The sequence below is a fragment of the Gordonia aichiensis genome, from assembly GCF_039946255.1.
GTDB classification, from domain to species: domain Bacteria; phylum Actinomycetota; class Actinomycetes; order Mycobacteriales; family Mycobacteriaceae; genus Gordonia; species Gordonia aichiensis_A.
This window is the reverse complement of the sequence record NZ_JBCDWL010000016.1, coordinates 31,567-51,317: the sequence shown is the minus strand read 5'-3', so window position 1 is coordinate 51,317 and position 19,751 is coordinate 31,567. Positions and strand designations below refer to the sequence as shown.

Genomic DNA, 19,751 nt, shown 5'->3' with positions numbered 1-19,751 from the left:
CACCGGGGACCGCCCCTCGCGGCCCTCGGGTCACTGCCCCGGCAGCAGGAAACCGACCTTCTCGTAGACGTCGGCCACCGTCGCCGCCGCGATCTTCCGAGCACGCGCGGCGCCGTCGGCGAGGATGCCGTCGAGATGGGTCGGATCTGCGAGGATCTCCTCCACCCGTCCCCGCAGCGGCGTGACGAACTCGGTGAGAATGTCAGCGGTATCGCCTTTCAGGTCACCGTAACCCCTGCCGTCGTACGACGACACGATTTCCTCCATCCCGCGCCCGGTGAGGGCGGCCTGGATGGTGAGCAGGTTCGATACGCCCGGCTTGTTCTCCCGATCGAAGGCGACGACGCGATCGTTGTCGGTGACCGCCGACCGGATCTTCTTCGCCGAGCGCTTCGGGTCGTCGAGCAGGCTGATCAACCCGGCGTCGGACTCGGCGGACTTGCTCATCTTCGCGGTGGGGTTCTGCAGGTCGTAGATCTTGGCGAACTCCTCGACGATGTACGCCTTGGGCACGGTGAGGGCCTTGCCGTATCGCTTGTTGAACCGCTGCGCGAGGTCGCGTGTGAGCTCCAGATGCTGACGCTGGTCCTCACCGACCGGCACCTGCTGGACCTGGAAGGCCAGGATGTCGGCCGCCATCAGGATCGGGTAGGTGAACAGGCCGACGCCGGCGGCGTCGGTTCCCGACTTGGCCGACTTGTCCTTGAACTGGGTCATCCGGCTCGCCTCACCGAATCCGGTCAGGCACGTGAGGACCCACGTCAGCTGCGCGATCTCGGGAACGTGGGACTGCACGTAGATCGTCGCGCGGTTCGGATCCACGCCGACGGCCAGCAGCTGGGCGACGCTGCGGCGGGTGCGTTCGCGAAGCACCTTCGGATCCTGCGGCACGGTGATCGCGTGCATGTCGGGGATGAAGTAGAAGGCGTCGAACTCGTCCTGCAGCTGCACCCACTGCCGGACCGCACCGAGATAGTTGCCGAGGTGAAAGGAGTCGCTGGTCGGCTGGATTCCGGACAGGACGCGGCGGCGTGGTTCAGGGGTGCTCATCAGCCGATTGTCTCAGATCGCCTGCGGCGGTCGGTGCCCCGGTCAGTGCGGCGGCGAAGCCTTTGGAAACCCGACCTGCCGGAATGATAACGTTCGGCCGTTCAGACGCATCTGCGCCATTCCCCTTCTCTTGAAACGGAATTCCGTACAATGACTCGTTCGCATCTGTCCCGTGTCGTCACGCTGACCGCCGCAGTCGCGCTGGTCGGCGGCACCGCGGCCGCCGTCGCCTCCGCTCCCGCCGCGGTCGGCGCGGCGTCGGCCGCCGAATGCAGGAACACCGCATCGGACACCAAGAAGGACGCCTCCACCGTGGGCGCGACCCACAGTTACACCAAATCCGTGCCGTCGACCGCGGGTGCGGGCACGAGCGTGACCTACCAGATCACCGTCGGAACCAGCGGCGGGAACTCGTACGTCAACTCGATCACCGATGTCCCGCCCGCAGGCTTCGGCAAGCCCACCGCCAAGGTCCGCGCCTGGCACCTCGGTGTCCCGAGCGGGATGCGCAACGAGACCGTGCAGGTGACGGCCGGGCCGGACGGGAGCTGGCGGGTCGGTTCGTCGGGTTGGTCGGTGAAGAGCGGGCAGCCGGTGATCGCCTCGTTCACCTACCAGGTGCCGTCCAAGCCCGGCGTCGGAACCAAGGTCACCAGCGGCGGCCTCTCGGCCGGCGGGACCATCGGCGTCAAGGAGTCCTTCCCCGACCTGGGCGTCTGCTTCACCACCCGGGTGCCCAACCCCGTCGAGGGCGCGGGCAGCGTCGCCGACGGCCTGGGGCTCGGTTCGTCGGAGGGATCCGTCGAAGACCTGACCGGCGACATCGTCGGCGGCGTCGTGCGGGGCCTGATCGGCGGCGCGACCGGTAGCTAGCACCGCGCGGTGATCGCGGTCAGTCGAAGACCGCGGTCACCGGCGCATGGTCGGACCAGCGCAGATCGTAGGCGCCGGCGCGATCGACCCACGTCGTGCGCAGCCGCTCGGCGAGCGCGGGCGTCGCCAGGTGGTAGTCGATCCGCCAGCCGGCGTCGTTGTCGAACGCCTTCCCCCGCCACGACCACCAGGCGTACGGGCCGGCGACGTCGCCGTGGTGCGTGCGCGACAGGTCGGTCCAGCCGGCGTCGAGTTGTGCGGCCACCCATTCGCGCTCGTGGGGAAGGAAGCCCGCGTTCTTGCGGTTGCCCTTCCAGTTCTTGATGTCGCGCTCATCCGGGGCGATGTTCCAGTCGCCCGCGACGACCGTCTGCCCGCCCGCGGCGAGCAGCTTGTCCAGATACGGCCCGAACGCCTGCAGGAAACGCAGCTTCTCCTCGTACTTCTCGACGTCCTTCGGATCCTCGGTCAGTGCCGCACCGGTCGGCAGGTAGAGGCTCGCCGCGGTGACGGTGTCGCCGCCGAAGCCGAAGTCGGCCTCCAGGTAGCGGCCCGCGACGTCGAACTCGTCGCTGCCGAAGCCGACCCGGACCGCCGCCGGTTCCTGCCGCGACAGGATCGCGACGCCGGCGCGTCCCTTGAGTTCCGACTCCGCGTGCGACAGGTGCCATCCGGCGTCGAGGGCCGGCTGCAGGGCCTTGCGTGCCAGCGCATCGGTGGCGCGCACCTCCTGCATCAGCACCACGTCGGGCGCCGCCGCCTCCAGCCACGGCAGCATGCCGAGGTTGTTCTCCGAACGGTGTTTGACGGCTGCGCGGATTCCGTTGACGTTGACCGTCACCACGGAGAAGGCGCCTGAATCAGGAGAGCTGGGGAGCGAAGAGGCCGAAGTGGTCACCCGACCACCCTATCGGCCCGTCGTCGGCTCGCCCGCCCGGTCACCGACCGACCTCGACGGCCTGCTCGCGGTCGGGGACGCGCAGACCCGATCGCCGCGCGGCCGCCGCGGCGACGCCCAGCAGGAGCACTCCCGCCACCGCCAGGACGGCGCCCACCAGCGACGGCGCCCGGTAGCCGAGCCCCTGCGCGATGACCATGCCGCCGAGCCAGGCACCGAGCGCATTGGCGACGTTGAGCGCGGAGTGGTTGAGCGCGGCCGCGATGGTCTGCGCTTCGTGCGCCACGTCCATCAGGCGGGTCTGCAGACCCGGGATCGCCGACGAGCCCGCGCAGCCGACGAAGAAGGTGACGATCACCGCGGGCCAGCCGGTGGAGACCAGTGCCGCGAACACCACCAGCGACACAGCGGCTCCGGCCATTCCAATGCCGATGGCCTTGTCGCCGAGTCGGTCGGCCAGGCGCCCGCCGACGTAGTTGCCGGTGACCATGCCCAGACCGAAGAGCATCAGCGCGATCGGCACTGCGCTCTCGGCGACGCCGCCGAGAGAGGTCAGGGCGGTGTTCAGGTACGTGTAGAAGGCGAAGAAGCCGCCGAAGCCGACGGTGCCGACCAGCAGGGTCAGCCAGATCTGGCTGCTGCGCAGCCCGCTGAGCTCGGTCCGCGGGTCGGTGGTGTGCATGTCGCGAAGATCGGGGACCACCCGCCACAGGGCGGCGACCGTCAGGACGCCGACCACGACGACCAAGGCCATCGCCGAGCGCCACCCCAGCGACTGCCCGAGCCAGGTGGCGGCCGGGACGCCGAGCACGTTCGCCACCGACAGACCCATCATCACCTGTCCGACGGCCTGCGCGCGCCGCCCCGGACCCGCCAGGTGCGCCGCGACCAGCGAGGCCACCCCGAAGTACGCGCCGTGCGGCAGTCCGGCGACGAAGCGTGCGGCCATCAGCGTCGGATAGGTCTGTGCCACCAGGCTCAGCGCATTGCCGACGGTGAACGCGATCATCAGCCCGATCAGCAGGGTCCGCCGCGAGACGCGGGCGGCCAGCGCCGCGATGACCGGGGCACCGACCACCACGCCGAGCGCGTACGCCGAGATGAGGTGCCCCGCCGTCGGCTCGGTGATGTCGAGGTCGGCGGCGATGTTCGGCAGCAGCCCCATCGCCACGAACTCGGTGGTCCCGATCCCGAAGCCGCCCAGGGCCAGCGCCACGATCACCCAGCCGATTCCCCGCCCGCGCGCGGGGTCTGTCTCCGTCGCGGCGGGGTCCGCGCGTCCGGTCGAATTCGGGTCCGTTGTGCTGTCTCTACGCTGCGCCGTCACCGGTAATCCAACGAGTCGGCTTCGCGTGCCTATTCCCGGTGAAAGAGGTGATCTCACCCACCGTTCAGATCGCCCACTCGGGCCTCGTTTGCGGGTCGCGAATTGGCCTTTTTGACCACATCTGCGGTACAACTCACACCATTGACTCAAATGACCAGTGATCCCGATTCTCGCTAGGAGCGATACGTTGCCGTCCGCCAGTTGTTCTGGGCTGTTCCACCCCTCGACCGCCACCGACGCATTCGCGTTCGCGTTCGCGGTTCAGGAGCCACCGGACAACTAGCTGTGCTCACCTCTTCCCCCGCCCGAGTGCCGACCGCGGTGCTCGCGAGACTGAAGAAAGTGAACACATCTGAATGGATCTCCAACAATTGTCCGGGCCCGTCGTCGTGGCCCTGTTTCTGCTGTTCTTCGGCACCAGCGCATACATCGCGATGCGCATCAGCAAGAAGACGGAGAACGCCGACAGCTATATGACGGCGGGCGGTCAGATCGGTTTCGGCATCTCGTCGGCGTCGATGACCGCGACCTGGATCTGGGCGGCGTCGATGTACGCGTCGGCGACGTCCGGATTCACCTACGGCATCTCCGGCCCCATCCACTACGGGCTCTGGGGCGCGCTGATGATTCTGCTCATCTATCCGTTCGGCAGGCGGATCCGGCAGGTCGCACCCCGTGCCCACACGATCGCCGAGGTCATGTTCGCTCGGCACGGTCGGTCGAGCCAGTTGTTGCTGGCCGGCTCGAACGTCCTGGGCAGTGTCATCAGCCTGACCGCCAATCTGATCGCCGGCGGTGCACTGATCGACATGCTGTCGCCGTTCAGCTTCACCCAGGGCGTCGTCGCGATCGCCGGCGGCATTCTGCTGTACACGCTGTGGTCGGGATTCCGCGCCTCGGTGCTCACCGATTTCGTGCAGGTGGTGTTCATGCTCGGTGCGGTGATCATCATCATCCCGGTGGTGTTCTTCGCTGCGGGCGGTCCGGAGCTGTTCACCGAAGGCGCGTCGAAACTGACCGCCGAGCAGCGGGACTTCTTCTCCTCTGAAGCCTTCTTCAATCAGGGCGCCCCGTACATCGCGGCGGTGCTCGCCTATGCGATCGGCAATCAGACCATCGCGCAGCGTCTTTTCGCCGTCCGCGAAGACCTGATCAAGAAGACCTTCGTCACCGCGACCTTCGGCTACGGCTCCACCATCATCGGCGTCGGGATGCTCGGCGTCATCGCCCTCTACGCGGGAATCACGCCCGTCGACAACGACGTGAACAATCTGATTCCGCAGATGGCCGCCACCTATCTGACGCCTGCGCTGCTGTGCCTGTTCTTCATCATGATCATCGGCTCGCTGTCGTCGACCGCCGACGCCGATCTGACGGCACTCGCGTCGATCGTCATGGCCGACGTGTACGGCCAGCGGGTCGGACGCCGCAATGCCGATCCGGCCAAGATGGTGCTGATCGGTCGGATCACGATGATCGTCGCCATCGGCGCCGCGCTCTATTTCGCCGGGTCGAACCTGAACATCCTGGACCTTCTCGTCTTCGTCGGCGCGCTCTGGGGTGCGCTCGTGTTCCCGGTGATCGCGAGCTTCTACTGGGATCGGGTCACCAACGTGGCCTTCAGCGTCGCCGTGGTCGCCGCCCTCGCCCTGTTCATCCCGGTCCGCTTCTCCTGGATCGACATGGCCGGCGGGGTCGGGATCGCCTTCGACGTCCTCGCCACGATCGGCATCGGCGTGGTCTTCGGCCTGATGGCCTTCGGCTTCCTCGGCAAACGCGTCGCACTCATCGTCGGTGCGGTGTCGATCGTCGCCGCCGCGCCGTGGAGCATCGGCTTCCTGCACCAGTACGAGGTCCTGTCCGGGTCGCTGATCTCGTACTCGGTCAGCACGCTGGTCTGCGTGGCCCTGACCATGCTCAACACCCGCAGGCGCTTCGACTTCGCGGAGATCGCCGTGACCACCGGTGACTTCGACGACCGGGAGATCGACCCGCTCGCCGGATCGGAGACTCCGGTCGACCTGGACGACGCCCGCTCCGACACCTCGCGCGACGAGCACGCCGTCGCCGCCGCCCGCCTCGAGGAGGATCCCCGATGACCGAGTTCTGGTTGACCGTCTACGTCCTGGCGTGGCCCGTGATCACCGCGGGCACGCTCGGGGTGATCGTGCGCGCCTTCTACCGTGAGTGGCGTTCGGCTCGCGAGGAGGGCCGGGATCTGATCTGACCCCGACCCCCGCCGATGCTCAGCTGCGGGTCACCGCGGCCGCCGACCGCGGCTGCTGCTGCGCCTCGATGGCGCTCGACGGCGCCCCGGCACCCATGGCCCGCGACGGGTTGAAGGCGATGTCGCCGACGCGGCGCATGTCGATCACCGGGACGGTGACCCGGAGCTGTGCCTGCTCAGACCTCGCGGGCTCCGCGGGCGCCGACGCGAGCAGAATCGGCTCGGTCGGCGTCGGCGCCGGCCGGGTGGTTGCGGCCTGGGTGGTTCCGGCCTGGGCCGATGCCGGCTGGGTCGTTGCGATCCGGGTCGGCGACACCGGCACCTTCGCGACCGGCCGCACCGGCGCCACGCGTGGCGCCGACACCCCCGCCGTCGCCTCGTTGACGCTGCCGAGCCTCAGTCCGGCGTCCACCTGCACTCGGTTCAGCGCCGTCGCCTTGACGCCGAGATTCACATCGCCCGCCACCGAGTCGCGCCCGCCGCCGGCGAGGGGTCGGAACGTGGCGATCGAGAACCCGGGGTCGGTCATCGGACGACCGTCGACCACCCGGGTCAGCGCGGTCGTCACGGCCGGCGTCGCCCCGCGGCGACGGGCCAGCTCGGCCCCCGACGGACCGGCCGCCACCACGCAGTCGCGGGTGGCGCCGCTGGGGACGCACTCGATGTTCCGCCAGGCGACGGGCGCCACGCGCATCTGCCACGGGTAGTCGCCGTGCTTGGCCCAGTAGCCCAGCAGGCTGTCGGCGGCCCCGACGGGATCGGCCAGCGGGTCGGGCGCATCGCAGACGCCGTCGCCGCGCACGCAGACCTGCGTCACCGGAACCGTTCCGAAGCCGCCGGCGCGGGGCCCGGACATGAGAATGCCCGGGATCAGGCCGATCAGGGTGTTCTCGACGCCGCCGGCGCCGCCGCGACCGTCCCGACGCGGATCCGAGTACAGCTCGCCCGACAGTCCGGCGGTCCGCACGTTGCGCGAGCGACCGTTGGCCGCGTCGGACAGAACGTCTCCGGCGATCCGCGCCCCCTGCGAGTAGCCGGCCACCACCACCGGCTTGCCCGGGCATCGCCGCTGGTAGTCGACGATCGCCCGCTCGGTGGCCGCCTTGCCGAGAGCGACGTCGTCGTTGTAGCTGATCGGGCCGAGCGGCCACAGATCGGTCGGGTAGTCGACGTAGGTGACGCGGTAGCCCTGGGCGGCGTATCGGGAGCCGATGCCGGTGACGCCGCCGGTCGGCTTTCCGTGCGCGTCTCGCGAGGCCTGGGTGCCGGCCACCACCACCGCGCCGCCGCTGCCGCAGGTGTCAGCACGGGCCGGGCCGCCGGCGACCCCGATCACGGACGCTGCGGCCGCGGCGATCAACAGCGGAGCGAGCAGGTAGCGGAACGGTCTGCCCGAGGTCGGCGCGGCCGGCTCGGAGCGCACGGATGCGGTGCCGGTGGTGGATGAGGGGGCGTTGGGAGGTGTATGCACGGATGAGAATTGTTGGCAGCCGACCGCTCCCGTCCAGCGATCCGGGTCACAATCGAGTCGGTGTTCGCGCACTGTGCATCGATGCGCCCACCTCGCGTCAACTTCCTGACTCGCCGGTAACCCGATGTACGTCGACTGTTCGATCTAACGCCGGTCTTCGTCGCGACGGTGTGCCCACGGACGGCGTCGGCGCGATCGAGGCAGCGGCATTCCATTCGACCTTTAGCACAGTCAGACGCGTGCCTGAAGACTTAAACGCAGTGTCGGTCTGGCCGTTTCGGCGCGCCATATGAGTTGATATATCCTCAGCGACAGGTCATGAGTGTCAGTTCACAGCCCCGGCTTGCTGACCGGCAACCCTCCATCCGCGGTGGGGTGCTCCGGGTGATGACCTGGCTGCGACCCCAGTCGCCGCAGCAAGCGCGGGTCCGAGGGTCGGACCCAATGATCAGCCTCCCGGGGCTGCCGACCGAAGAAAGTGATTGACGTCCATGTCTGACGCCGCAAATTGGAGCTTCGAGACCACCCAGGTGCACGCCGGTCAGGTGGTCGATTCGACGACCAAGGCCCGTGCCCTTCCGATCTACCAGACCACCTCGTTCGTCTTCGACGACACCGACCACGCGGCGAACCTGTTCGCGCTGGCCGAGCCGGGCAACATCTACACCCGCATCATGAACCCGACCGAGGACGCCGTCGAACAGCGACTGGCGGCCCTCGGCGGCGGCGTCGCGGCGCTGCTCGTGGCCTCGGGAATGGCGGCGACCACCTACTCGATCATGAACGCCGTCGAGGCCGGCGGCCACGTGGTCACCAGCCCGCGCATCTACGGCGGCACGTTCAACCTCTTCAACTACACGCTGCCCAAGTTCGGCATCGAGGTCACCTTCGTGGAGGATCCCGACGACCTCGATTCGTGGCGCGCCGCGATCAAGCCGAACACGCGCGCGGTGTTCGCCGAGACGATCGCCAACCCGCACAACCAGATCCTCGACATCGAGGGACTCGCCGGGGTGGCCCACGACAACAGCCTGCCGCTGATCGTCGACAACACCGTCGCTACCCCGTACCTGCTGAACCCGATCGAGTACGGCGCCGACATCGTCGTGCACTCGGCCACCAAGTACATCGGCGGTCACGGCACCTCGATCGCCGGCGTCATCATCGACAGCGGCAACTTCGACTGGCGGGCCCAGCGCGACGGTCAGGACCTGTTCCCCGGCTTCACCACCCCGGACCCGAGCTACAACGGCGTCGTCTTCGCCGACCTCGGCGCCCCGGCGTTCGCGCTCAAGGCCCGCACGCAGCTGCTGCGCGACACCGGTGCCGCGATCTCCCCGTTCAACGCCTTCCTGCTGGCCCAGGGCATCGAGACCCTGAGCCTGCGCGTGGAGCGCCACGTGGCGAACGCGCAGAAGGTCGCCGAGTTCCTGGAAGCCAACGATCAGGTCACCTCGGTCTCGTACGCCGGACTGCCCTCGTCGCCCTACTACGAGCGCGCGCAGAAGCTGCTGCCGAAGGGCGCGGGGGCGATCGTCAGCTTCGAAATCGCCGGCGGCGTGGAGGCGGGCAAGGCGTTCGTCAACGGGTTGTCGCTGCACAGCCACGTCGCCAACATCGGTGATGTGCGCTCGCTGGTGATCCACCCGGCGTCCACCACGCACAGCCAGCTGTCGGCCGAAGAGCAGCTGTCCGCGGGCGTCACGCCCGGCCTGGTGCGGCTGGCGGTCGGCATCGAGGGCATCGACGACATCCTCGCCGACCTGACCGCGGGATTCGCCGCAGCCGCCGGCGTCGAGTAGACGATTGTCTTCACCACGGAAGGGAGAGGTCCGGTGTCGGTGAGCATCGACCCGGCCACGACGGTGAGCGTCCCCGACTGGCCCACGCGGCCCGACGGGACGCAGACCGACGTCTCGATCGGCGATCTGGCACTCGATTCGGGTGCCGTCCTCGCCGATGTCACCGTCACCTTCCAGAAGTGGGGCACCCCGAACGCCGCACGGGACAACATCGTCCTCGCATTGCACGCGCTGACCGGCAACTCCCACGTCACCGGCCCCGCCGACGACCGGTTCTCGATGACCGGATGGTGGGACGGATTGATCGGTCCGGGCCTGGCCGTCGACACCGACGAGTGGTGCGTCCTGGCCCCCAATGCGATCGGCGGATGCTTCGGCTCCACCGGACCCGGCTCCACGGCGCCGGACGGCAGGCCGTGGGGATCACGGTTCCCGCGGCTGACCGTCCGCGACCTGGTCCGCTCGGAGGCCGTCGCCTTCCAGGCCCTCGGAATCACTCGTTTCGCCGCCGTCGCGGGCGGCTCGATGGGCGGCGCCCGCGCTCTCGAATGGGCCGTCTCGTACCCGGACCGAGTCGGCGCGGCACTGGTCCTGGCGGTGGGCGCACGTGCCAGCGCCGACCAGATCGGCACCCAGACCACGCAGATCGAGGCCATCAAGGCCGACCCGGACTGGCAGGGCGGTGACTACTACGGCACCGGCCGCTCCCCCAGCACCGGGATGGGCGTCGCCCGCCGCATCGCGCATCTGAGCTACCGCAACGACCGCGAACTCGACGAGCGCTTCGAGAACCACCCGCAGGGCGACGAGGATCCGCTCGTCGACGGTCGCTACGCCGTCGCCAGCTATCTGGAGCACCAGGCGGAGAAGCTCAAGCGGCGCTTCGACCCGGGCAGCTACGTCGTCCTGTCGGACGTGTTGAACAACCACGACGTCGGCCGCGGTCGCGGTGGCGTCGAGGCCGCGCTCGGCGCCTGCACCGTGCCGACCATCGTCGGCGGGATCGACTCCGATCGCCTGTACCCGCTCTATCAGCAGGAAGAGCTCACCCGCGGGCTCGGGAACAGTGTCGGGGGCCTGCGCGTGGTGCGGTCGGACGCGGGCCACGACGGCTTCCTCACCGAGTTCGAGCCCGTCCGGGAACTGCTCGCCGAGACCATGGACCTGGCCCGCAAGGCGCTCGGGCGCCGGTAGCCGCCGGGTCGGCGATCGTCTTGCGGGCCCCAGTCTTGCGGGCCGCCGTCCGCCCCCGCTATGCCGTGCCGAGCGAGTCGATCGAGGTCGCCAGCCACAGGACGGTGCCGCCGAGAGCGGCCATCGCCCCGATGTCGAAGGCGCGGCTGCGGATCTGCAGCAACCCGACCCGCTGAGCCGGGAGGAAGGCGCGGAACACCGCGCCGAGCAGCATGGCGGCACCGAACACGAAGGCACCCCGGCGCCATCGGTCGATGAGGACCAGGAGCGCGGCGATCGCGATCACCACGAGCACGGTGTAGTACGGGATGTTGATGATGAACCCGTGCAGTTTGCGGGCCCGGCGGATCGACTCGATCCGCTCCGGTGCGGCGGCCGATCGGCCGCCGTCCGGAGCGGCCTCGGAGCCGTCGGCTACCATCGTCAGCCCTGCGCCAGCTGCGCTTCGGCCCGCTCGACGACGTTCGCCAGCAGGAAGGCCCGGGTCAGCGGTCCCACTCCGCCGGGGTTCGGCGAGACCGCTCCGGCGACCTCCCACACGTCGGGGTGCACGTCGCCGGTCAGGCCGGCCTCGGTGCGGCTGACGCCCACGTCGACGACCGCGGCGCCCGGCTTCACCATGTCGGCGGTGATCAGGTGCGGCACGCCCGCGGCCGCGACGACGATGTCGGCGCGGCTCACTTCGGCGGCGAGATCGCGGGTGCCGGTGTGGCAGAGGGTGACCGTGGAGTTCTCACTGCGCCGGGTCAGCAGCAGGCCGATCGGGCGACCGATGGTGACGCCGCGTCCGACGACGGTGACGCGGGCGCCGTCGAGGGGGATGTCGTACCGACGCAGCAGGTGGATCACGCCGCGCGGGGTGCACGGCAGGGTCGACTCCTTGCCCAGCACGAGGCGTCCGAGGTTGATCGGGTGCAGGCCGTCGGCGTCCTTCTCCGGGGCGATCCGCTCCAGCGCCGCGTTCTCGTCGAGGTGCTTGGGCAGCGGCAACTGCACGATGTAGCCGGTGCACGCGGGATCGGCGTTCAGCTCGTCGATGGCCGCGTTGAGCTGTTCGGTGGTCGCATCTGCGGGCAGATCCTTGCGGATCGAGGCGATTCCGACCTTCGCGCAGTCGGAGTGCTTGCCCTTCACGTACGAGTGCGAGCCGGGATCGTCTCCCACCAGCACGGTTCCGAGCCCGGGCGTGATGCCCGCCTCGTGCAGGCGAGCCACGCGGGCCTGCAGGTCGGTGAAGATCTCGTCGCGGGTGAGTTTGCCGTCCAGTCGAATCGCCGTCACGAGGCACCATTGTTCCACTTTCGGGCCCCCTGCCGCACCGCGGGCGGCAGTTCGCGCCGCCGCCCGCGCACGGCGAGAGCCACCTCACAGCAGTTCATATACCCCTGGGGGTATAGTTCGGGGACTTCCAACGCTAGGAGAAGCCCATGAGCAAGACCTCTCGCCCGATGACCGTCGAACGCGCCGTTCCGTTGATGGCGGCGATCGTGATCGCGATCAGCATCGCGCTGGTCGTCGCGTTTGGCCCGTGGTGGCTGATCCTCACCGGTTTCGTCGCCGCGAACCTGGCCTTCTACTCCGCCGCCGGTTGGTGCCCGGCATCATTCGTGATGGGCAAGCTCGGCCTCCCCCACACCGCCTGCGCCGTCCCCGGCCGCTGACGAGGGGCGATGCACCCCGCGCAGGCCGACAGACCCCGCGTAGGCTTCAGTGCGTGTTCCGGATCGTCTTCTTTCAGCCCTGCATCCCACCCAACACCGGCAATGCGATCCGCATAGCGGCCAACACCGGCTGTGAACTGCACTTGATCGAGCCGCTCGGCTTCACCATGACCGACGCGCAGGTGCGCCGGGCCGGCCTCGACTACCACGAGATGGCACACGTGACGGTCCACCCCGACCTGCCGACCGCGTGGGCGGCGCTCGCGCCGAAGCGGGTCTTCGCCTTCACCGCGCACGCCACCCGCTTCCACACCGACGTCGCCTACGAACCGGGCGACGTCCTGCTCTTCGGCCCCGAGCCGACGGGCCTGCCGGACGAGGTGCTGGCCGATCCGCACGTCACCGACCGTCTGCGCATTCCGATGCTCGCCGACCGACGCTCGATGAATCTAGCGAACGCGACCAGCGTCGCCCTGTACGAGGCCTGGCGTCAGCACGGGTTCGACGGCGCCGTGTAGAAGCCGCCGGGTAGGAGGTATCGCTGGAATCAGGACGCTCACCGCACTCCGCCGGCACATTGCCGGCAGTGGGTACTGAGCGTCCTGATTGCCGCGTCCTGATTGCCGCGTCCTGATTGCCGCGTCCTGATTGCCGCAGCACGCGAGCCGGCGGCCCCGGCCGCGGACCGTCTCCGCGAGCTCGCCCCTCATCCGGTCCGGCTGCCGCGCCATCGCAGCGGCGCCTCACCGTACTCCTCGGCCACATGCGCCGCCATCCCGACGGTCCGCGCGTACTGGAACAGCACCTCCCCCGCCCGCGGCGGCAGCGCGAGCTCGTGCGTGACGACCGCACCGGCGAAGTCGACGTTCATCGGTCTGCCGACTCGCCGCTCGATGGCCTCCGCCGCCCGCAGCGCAGGCAGACCGGGCCGGTCGGCCTCGATTCGACGGACCAGGATCTCCGCGCGTGGATCTCGGCCCTCGTAGATCACATGGCCGAAACCGGGAACACGGCCGTCGACGACGGCGTCGGCGAGCGCCCGATCGACATCGGTCCCGGCGACCACCGCGTCGAGCAGCGCCCGCGAGGACGCCGGTGCACCTCCGTGCAGGGGCCCCGCCAACGCCGCGTAGCCGGCCAGCAGTGCATCGAAGACACCGGCCCGCGCCGAGGCCGCCACGCGGGCCGCCGTGGTCGACGCCGCCAGCCCGTTGTCGATCAGCACGGTCGCGAGCAGGTCGATCCACGGATCGGCGAAGTCGATCTCGGGTACGGCCTCGCGCAGTTTGGGCAGGAGCCGCAGGACGCGGCCGCCGGTCGCGGTGAGGTCGCCACGCAACGGGTCCGACGCCGCCACGAGCGCCACGACCAGCGGAATCCGCCGCTCGACGGAAACGGCGCCGACCGCGCTCACCTCGATGTCGGGCACCGCGTGCGGGCGGTCTTCGTCGAGCACCAGGGCGGCCGCGCCCGCGAAATCCAGCTCGGCGCAGACGTCGCGGAGGTCGCGGCCGCGGTAGTACAGGCGGTCGTCACGAATCGCCGACACCGAGGTGCTGACCGCCCGGAACCGGAGCAGACGATCGCCGGCGCGGCGACCGTCGTGCTTGGCCGCCGCCAGCGAGTCGATCTGAGTCCGGTCGAACAGCGACTCCGCCTGCCCCGGCATCCGCCGCGACGTCAGCACCCCGCGGCTCACATACGAGTAGAGCGTGCCCCTCTTGACGCCGAGCCTCGCCGCAGCCTCCGAGGTGGTGATCCATCGTTCCACCCCTTGATTCAATCAACATTGCAGATGTTGATCAACACGCGCAGACTCGCAGACATGACCGCATTGATCACCGTTCCCAGGGGCCTGAAGAACGTGGCCGTGACCGATACCGCGATCGGCGATGTCCGAGGTGACGAGGGCTTCTACCACTACCGCCGATACGACGCGACGCAGCTCGCTCAGTCGTCGACCTTCGAGGACGTCTGGCATCTGATGCTGCTTCGCGAACTCCCCGACGCCGATCGGTCGGCGGAGTTCGCGAAGCGCGTCGGCGAGCTGCGAGTGCTCGACGGCGCGACCGTCGACCTGCTGCGCCGGATCGTCACCCCCGACGTGGAACCGCTCGCCGCGCTGCGCGTGGCCCTGGCGGCCGAGGGCCTCCGGGAGCGCCCGCTGTTCGACCTCCCCGACGCGGAACGGCTCCAGTCCGCGCTGCGATACACCGCCCTCACCCCGTCGATCATCGCCGCGGCCCACCGGTTGGCGCGCGGCCTCGACGTGCTCGACGCCGATCCGGCGGCCGGGCACGCCGCCGACTATCTGCGAATGGCGACCGGCACCGCCGACGACGAGGCGGTCAGCGCGTTGCAGACCTATCTGGTCACCACCGTCGACCACGGATTCAACGCCTCGACCTTCGCCGGCCGGGTGGTCGCATCGTCCGGGTCGGACATGACGTCCTCGCTCCTGGGCGCCCTCGGCGCCTTCCTGGGGCCCTTGCACGGCGGAGCGCCCGGCCGGGCCCTCGCCGCGCTCGAAGCGATCGGCGATCCGGCCAACACCCGCGAGTGGGTCCGTGATCGGATCGCCGCCGGGCACGTCATCATGGGCTTCGGTCACGCCGTCTATCGCACCCACGATCCGCGCGCGGAACTGTTGAAGGCGGTCGTCACCTCCCGATACGACTCCCCGCTGGTCCGACAGGCGGTCGCGGTGGAAGCCGAGATCGAGTCCGCGATGGCAGAACTCAAACCCGACCGGCAGTTGTACGCGAACGTCGAGTTCTACGCGGGTGTGCTGATGCACGAGGTGGGCCTGCCGCCCGCGATGTTCACGCCGACCTTCGCGGTGGCGCGCATCGTCGGGTGGACGGCGAACATCCTCGAACAGGCCGCCGAAGGCAAGATCATCCGCCCGTCAGCGCGGTACGTGGGCCCCGAACCACGGCGCTGACTAAGGCTTGTTCGCGTACACGTATCGGTAGTACTCGACCTCGCGGAGTCTGCCGGCGGCGGCGGGGTCGACGACCACCGTCGCATGCGGATGCCACTGCAGAATCGATGCCGGGCACGACGCGGACAGCGGTCCCTCCACCGCCCGGGCGATCGCCTCCGCCTTGCCCTCGCCGGTGGCGACGAGCGCCAGGTGCTTCGCCTCGCAGATCGTTCCGAGCCCCTGGGTGAGCGCATGCCGGGGCACCTGGTCGAAGGATTCGAAGAAGCGCGCATTGTCCTGCCGCGTCTTCTCGGTGAGCGTCTTGACGCGGCTGCGCGAGGTCAGCGACGACGACGGCTCGTTGAAGCCGATGTGGCCGTTGCTGCCGATCCCGAGGATCTGAACGTCGACCGGCCCGAGGTCGGCGATCAACTCGTCGTAGGCGCGCGCCGCGGCCCGACTGTCGGTCGCCATCGCGTCCGGGGAGTGGACGTCGCCGATGTCGATGTGATCGGTGAAGGTGTCGCGGATGAAGCGGGCGTACGACTGCGGGTGGGTGGGAGGCAGGCCGACGTACTCGTCGAGCAGGACCGCGTCGATCCCCGCGAAGGACAGTCCCTCCTCGGTGTGGCGGCGGATGAGTTCGGTGTAGGTCGGCACCGGTGAGGAGCCCGTCGCCAGACCGAGGGTCGAGGCGCCGCCCCGCACCGCGTCGGCGATGATGTCGGCCATCACCTGCTCGGGACGGTCAACGATCACGATCTCCATGCGCTCCCTGCTTCCTTGTCCGCGACTCGCCTGTCCGCGACTTACTCACCTGCGACGTCCCTGCCTGCGACTTTCCCGTCACGATGGGCGAGACTCGTCGCCCCCGCCGTCGACTTCGACCATTATCACCGATTCCTCTGACACCGCCCGTGCGGGGACCGCGTCGGCTGTCCCTCGGGGGCGATCGGCGTCAACACCAGTCGCGTGACCGGGTCCCGATCTTCAGGTCGAGCTTCTGCAGCCGGTCGGCGACCACGGTCACCGCCCCCTCGGCGTTCTGCACCCTGCCGCGGATCAGCAGCGCCGACGACGTCTGCGCGAGCTTGCGGTAGCGCGCCCACAGCCCCACCGAGCACACCACGTTGACCATGCCGGTCTCGTCCTCGAGATTCACGAACGTGACCCCCGAGGCGGTGGCGGGCCGCTGCCGATGCGTCACCGCCCCGCCCACCAGCACCCGCGTCCCGTCGGGAACCGACAGCAACCGGTCGGCCGGGACCACTCCCAGCGCGTCGAGCCGCGGTCGCAGATACTCGGTGGGGTACGACCGCGGCGAGATCCCGGTCGCCAGCGCGTCGACGGCCGTCGTCTCCACCTCCGACATCCCCGGCAGCATCGGCGCCGACCGCGGCGAGACGAGGTCGAGTTGATCCTCCCGGCCCGCGATCACCCCGGTCTCCCACAGCGCCGCGCGGCGGTCCAGCCCCAGGCTCTCGAACGCTCCCGCGGTCGCCAACGACTCCAGCTGCGGCGTCGTGAGCGCGGCCCGTCGCGACAGGTCCGACACCGAGGTGAAGGATCCGCCGACGCGGGCGGCGACGATCCGCGCGGCGGCGTCGTCGCCGAGACCGCGGACCGCGCCCAGACCGATCCGCACGTCGAGGCCGTCGTTCTCCAGTCCCGCCTGCACCGGTGAGGAGTTGATGTCCGGTCGGTGCACCTGCACCCCGTGGCGACGCGCGTCGGCCACCAGCGATTGCGGCGAGTAGAAGCCCATCGGCTGCGCCCGCAGCAGTCCCGCGCAGAACGCCGCCGGATGATGCAGTTTGAACCACGCCGAATAGAAGACCAGCGACGCGAAGCTCTGCGAATGGCTCTCCGGGAAACCGAAGTTGGCGAAGGCGGCCATCTTCTCGTAGATGCGGTCGGCGAGTTCGCCGGTGATGCCGTTGGTCTGGCGCATCCCGTCGTAGAAGCGCTGCCGCAGCCGCTGCATCTTCTCGGGCGATCGCTTGGAGCCCATCGCCCGGCGCAGCTGGTCGGCCTCGGCCGCGTCGAATCCGGCGACATCGCGCGCCACCTGCATCAGCTGCTCCTGGAACAGGGGGATCCCGAGGGTCCGGCCGAGTGCGGCGTTCATCGACGGATGCTCGGGCTCGGGACTCTCCAGGCCGTTGCGCCGCCGCAGGTACGGGTGCACCGAGCCGCCCTGGATGGGGCCGGGGCGGATCAGCGCCACCTCCACCACCAGGTCGTAGAAGTTGCGCGGTCGCAGTCGCGGCAGCGTCGCCATCTGGGCCCGCGACTCCACCTGGAAGACGCCCACCGAGTCGGCGCGGCACAGCATGTCGTAGACCGCGGTCTCCGACAGATCGAGGCGGGCCAGCTCCACCTCGATCCCCTTGTGCTCGGCGACCAGGTCGATCATGTAGTGCAGCGCCGACAGCATGCCCAGACCCAGCAGGTCGAACTTCACCAGCCCGACCGCCGCGCAGTCGTCCTTGTCCCACTGCAGGACGCTGCGGCCGGCCATCCGCGCCCACTCGGTGGGGCACACGTCGGCGATCGGCCGGTCGCAGATCACCATGCCGCCCGAGTGGATGCCCAGATGCCGTGGCAGCGACGAGATCTGCGCCGCGAGCTCGCGGACGTCGTCGGGCGCGGAATCGGGGACCTTGCTCCACGCGTCCTGCTGCCCGGTGGCGTAGCCGAGCGCGCGGGCGGTGTCGCGGATCGCCGACCGGCCGCGGTAGGTGATCACGTTGGCGACCTGCGCGCTGTGACTGCGGCCGTGTTTGGCGTAGACGTACTGGATCACTTCCTCGCGACGGTCGGACTCGATGTCGACGTCGATGTCGGGCGGACCGTCGCGCTCGGGCGAGAGGAAGCGCTCGAAGAGCAGGTGGTTGGCGACCGGGTCGACGTTGGTGATGCCGAGCGCGTAGCAGACCGCCGAGTTGGCGGCGCTGCCCCGCCCCTGACACAGGATGTCGCTGCGTCTGCAGAACGCGACGATGTCGTGGACCACCAGGAAGTAGCCGGGGAAGGTGAGCGCGGTGATGATCGCCAGCTCGTGGTCGATCTGCCGATAGGCGTCCGGTCGCTGCTGCCTGGTGCCGAAGCGGTCGCGCGCGCCTGCCTCGGTGAGCTCCCGCAGCCAGCTCGCCTCGGTGTGCCCGGCGGGCACGTCGAAGGGCGGCAGTTCGGGGGCGATGAGCGCGAGCGAGAAGGCGCAGTCGTCGGCCAGGGCGACCGCGTGCTCGATCGCCTCGCGGTGCGCGGGCAGCAGTCGCACCATCTCGTCACCACTGCGCAGATGGGCACCGCCGATGCCGGGCAGCCAGCCGTCGATGGTCGCCATGTCGGTGCGGGCGCGGATCGCGGCCAACGACGTCGCCAGCCTGCCGGCCGACGGTCCCGCGAAGTGCGCGCCGGTGGTCGCCACGGTCGGCACCCGGTGGACCGCGGCCAACGACGCCAGGATCGCGTTGCGCTCATCGTCGTCGGATCCGGGCCCCGGACTGAGCTCGACGGCGACGTTCCCGACACCGAACCGATCGATCATCTCCCCCAGCGCGACGTCGGCCGCCGACGCGCCGCCGCGGTCGAGGGCGCGGCGGACCGACCCCTTGCGACAGCCGGTGAGGATCTGCCAGTGTCCGGCCGCCGCATGCTCGGCGATCGCGTCGGCGTCGTAGCGCAGCAGCCCCTTCTGACCGCCGCTCATGTGCGCGTCGGCGATCACCCTCGACAGTCGTCGGTAGCCCTCATCGCGTCGGGCCAGGACCAGCAGGTGCTCGCCCGGCGGATCCACCGCGCCGGCCCGCGCGCTGTCGCGCTGCAGCGACAGTTCCGCGCCGAACACCGTCGGCATCCCGAACTCTCGAGCGGCCTCGGCGAACCGGACCACCCCGTAGAAGCCGTCGTGATCGGTCAGCGCCAGACCGCGCAGCCCCAGCCGCTGCGCCTCCTCGACCATCGCCTCGGGCATCGACGCACCGTCGAGGAAGCTGTAAGCGCTGTGCGCGTGCAGCTCCGCATACGGGACCGTCGACTCACCGAACTCGATGTCGGCGGCTCGGTAGGCGCCCCGCTTGCGCGACCACGCAGGCGAATCGCCGCCGTCGCCCGGCGGCCCCGCCCCGTTGAAGGCAGGCGGGAAGGTCTCGCCGCGGCGGTCACCGGGAGCCGGTGCGCGCCCCGACAGCACCCGCTCCATCTCCGACCAAGTCGGCGGCCCGTTGTTCCAGCCCACCCGGCAATCATAGAACTGGTGTTCGATACAGTCCAGTGCGTGCCTGCCGGGAGGCGACGGCAGCCGCCCGACCTCGGCT

The 19,751-nt window shown here is 69.7% G+C and carries 17 protein-coding genes and 1 riboswitch; of the genes, 8 read left to right on the top strand and 9 right to left on the bottom strand.

The window, feature by feature from the left end:
• Positions 1–30: 30 nt before the first annotated feature.
• A complete protein-coding gene (gene trpS, locus AAFO60_RS16470; RefSeq protein ID WP_347957310.1) occupies positions 31–1,050 on the bottom strand; it encodes a tryptophan--tRNA ligase in 1,020 nt (339 codons plus the stop codon).
• A 150-nt stretch (positions 1,051–1,200) separates the two neighbouring features.
• On the opposite strand from trpS, the gene AAFO60_RS16465 reads away from it, so the two are divergent.
• On the top strand, positions 1,201–1,923 hold the full coding sequence (locus AAFO60_RS16465) for a hypothetical protein (protein WP_347957309.1): 723 nt from the start codon (positions 1,201–1,203) through the stop codon (positions 1,921–1,923).
• A gap of 19 nt (positions 1,924–1,942) precedes the next feature.
• Here AAFO60_RS16465 and AAFO60_RS16460 read toward each other — a convergent pair whose 3' ends face one another.
• Together AAFO60_RS16460 and AAFO60_RS16455 are read right to left on the bottom strand one after the other, a co-directional pair.
• Positions 1,943–2,821, bottom strand: coding sequence for an exodeoxyribonuclease III (locus tag AAFO60_RS16460; protein ID WP_347957308.1), 879 nt, complete (start codon positions 2,819–2,821; stop codon positions 1,943–1,945).
• Between the two features lie 40 nt (positions 2,822–2,861).
• Positions 2,862–4,052: an MFS transporter gene (locus AAFO60_RS16455; protein ID WP_347957354.1), complete on the bottom strand. Its 1,191-nt coding sequence runs from the start codon at positions 4,050–4,052 to the stop codon at positions 2,862–2,864.
• A gap of 452 nt (positions 4,053–4,504) precedes the next feature.
• Here AAFO60_RS16455 and AAFO60_RS16450 point away from each other — a divergent pair, with 452 nt between their 5' ends.
• On the top strand, positions 4,505–6,247 hold the full coding sequence (locus tag AAFO60_RS16450; RefSeq protein WP_347957307.1) for a sodium:solute symporter family protein: 1,743 nt from the start codon (positions 4,505–4,507) through the stop codon (positions 6,245–6,247).
• Positions 6,244–6,375, top strand: a complete 132-nt coding sequence (locus AAFO60_RS16445) for a putative transporter small subunit (RefSeq protein WP_347957306.1) — start codon at positions 6,244–6,246, stop codon at positions 6,373–6,375. The genes AAFO60_RS16450 and AAFO60_RS16445 overlap by 4 nt, the downstream gene beginning before the upstream one ends.
• Before the next feature lie 19 nt (positions 6,376–6,394).
• Here the strand turns inward: AAFO60_RS16445 and AAFO60_RS16440 are convergent, their stop codons facing one another.
• Positions 6,395–7,846 carry a cutinase family protein gene (locus AAFO60_RS16440; RefSeq protein ID WP_347957305.1) on the bottom strand — a complete coding sequence of 484 codons (1,452 nt, stop codon included), beginning with the start codon at positions 7,844–7,846 and terminating at the stop codon, positions 6,395–6,397.
• Between the two features lie 314 nt (positions 7,847–8,160).
• Positions 8,161–8,275: riboswitch (SAM riboswitch) on the top strand.
• 62 nt (positions 8,276–8,337) lie between these two features.
• Here AAFO60_RS16440 and AAFO60_RS16435 point away from each other — a divergent pair.
• On the top strand, positions 8,338–9,648 hold the full coding sequence (locus AAFO60_RS16435; RefSeq protein ID WP_347957304.1) for a bifunctional o-acetylhomoserine/o-acetylserine sulfhydrylase: 1,311 nt from the start codon (positions 8,338–8,340) through the stop codon (positions 9,646–9,648).
• 33 nt (positions 9,649–9,681) lie between these two features.
• Entirely contained in the window at positions 9,682–10,842 is a 1,161-nt protein-coding gene (metX, locus tag AAFO60_RS16430; protein WP_347957303.1) for a homoserine O-acetyltransferase MetX, read from the top strand.
• A gap of 58 nt (positions 10,843–10,900) precedes the next feature.
• Here the strand turns inward: metX and AAFO60_RS16425 are convergent, their stop codons facing one another.
• Both AAFO60_RS16425 and AAFO60_RS16420 read right to left on the bottom strand, forming a co-directional pair.
• Positions 10,901–11,263 (bottom strand): DUF3017 domain-containing protein, encoded by a 363-nt coding sequence (locus AAFO60_RS16425; protein ID WP_347957302.1) that lies wholly within the window; start codon positions 11,261–11,263, stop codon positions 10,901–10,903.
• Positions 11,264–11,265: 2 nt separating this feature from the next.
• The gene (locus AAFO60_RS16420) at positions 11,266–12,123 is read right to left on the bottom strand and encodes a bifunctional methylenetetrahydrofolate dehydrogenase/methenyltetrahydrofolate cyclohydrolase (RefSeq protein ID WP_347957301.1); all 858 of its coding nucleotides are present in this window, start codon (positions 12,121–12,123) and stop codon (positions 11,266–11,268) included.
• Between the two features lie 146 nt (positions 12,124–12,269).
• On the opposite strand from AAFO60_RS16420, the gene AAFO60_RS16415 reads away from it, so the two are divergent.
• Together AAFO60_RS16415 and AAFO60_RS16410 are read left to right on the top strand one after the other, a co-directional pair.
• A complete protein-coding gene (locus AAFO60_RS16415) occupies positions 12,270–12,503 on the top strand; it encodes a YgaP-like transmembrane domain (protein WP_347957300.1) in 234 nt (77 codons plus the stop codon).
• 53 nt (positions 12,504–12,556) lie between these two features.
• A complete protein-coding gene (locus AAFO60_RS16410; RefSeq protein WP_347957299.1) occupies positions 12,557–13,021 on the top strand; it encodes a tRNA (cytidine(34)-2'-O)-methyltransferase in 465 nt (154 codons plus the stop codon).
• 188 nt (positions 13,022–13,209) lie between these two features.
• Here the strand turns inward: AAFO60_RS16410 and AAFO60_RS16405 are convergent, their stop codons facing one another.
• The gene (locus AAFO60_RS16405) at positions 13,210–14,274 is read right to left on the bottom strand and encodes a citrate synthase (protein WP_347957298.1); all 1,065 of its coding nucleotides are present in this window, start codon (positions 14,272–14,274) and stop codon (positions 13,210–13,212) included.
• A gap of 54 nt (positions 14,275–14,328) precedes the next feature.
• Here AAFO60_RS16405 and AAFO60_RS16400 point away from each other — a divergent pair, with 54 nt between their 5' ends.
• A complete protein-coding gene (locus tag AAFO60_RS16400) occupies positions 14,329–15,447 on the top strand; it encodes a citrate/2-methylcitrate synthase (RefSeq protein ID WP_347957297.1) in 1,119 nt (372 codons plus the stop codon).
• Here AAFO60_RS16400 and nagB read toward each other — a convergent pair whose 3' ends face one another.
• Complete coding sequence (gene nagB, locus AAFO60_RS16395; RefSeq protein WP_347957296.1) at positions 15,448–16,197, bottom strand: glucosamine-6-phosphate deaminase; 750 nt, start codon at positions 16,195–16,197, stop codon at positions 15,448–15,450.
• Positions 16,198–16,387: 190 nt separating this feature from the next.
• Entirely contained in the window at positions 16,388–19,672 is a 3,285-nt protein-coding gene (locus tag AAFO60_RS16390; protein ID WP_347957295.1) for an error-prone DNA polymerase, read from the bottom strand.
• Positions 19,673–19,751: the final 79 nt, after the last annotated feature.

Coding starts and splice junctions, on each gene's coding strand:
- AAFO60_RS16450 (WP_347957307.1), top strand. CDS start 4,505: ATGGATCTCCAACAATTGTCCGGGCCCGTCGTCGTGGCCCTGTTTCTG.
- trpS (WP_347957310.1), bottom strand. CDS start 1,050: ATGAGCACCCCTGAACCACGCCGCCGCGTCCTGTCCGGAATCCAGCCG.
- AAFO60_RS16445 (WP_347957306.1), top strand. CDS start 6,244: ATGACCGAGTTCTGGTTGACCGTCTACGTCCTGGCGTGGCCCGTGATC.
- AAFO60_RS16435 (WP_347957304.1), top strand. CDS start 8,338: ATGTCTGACGCCGCAAATTGGAGCTTCGAGACCACCCAGGTGCACGCC.
- AAFO60_RS16465 (WP_347957309.1), top strand. CDS start 1,201: ATGACTCGTTCGCATCTGTCCCGTGTCGTCACGCTGACCGCCGCAGTC.
- nagB (WP_347957296.1), bottom strand. CDS start 16,197: ATGGAGATCGTGATCGTTGACCGTCCCGAGCAGGTGATGGCCGACATC.
- AAFO60_RS16415 (WP_347957300.1), top strand. CDS start 12,270: ATGAGCAAGACCTCTCGCCCGATGACCGTCGAACGCGCCGTTCCGTTG.
- AAFO60_RS16400 (WP_347957297.1), top strand. CDS start 14,329: ATGACCGCATTGATCACCGTTCCCAGGGGCCTGAAGAACGTGGCCGTG.
- AAFO60_RS16425 (WP_347957302.1), bottom strand. CDS start 11,263: ATGGTAGCCGACGGCTCCGAGGCCGCTCCGGACGGCGGCCGATCGGCC.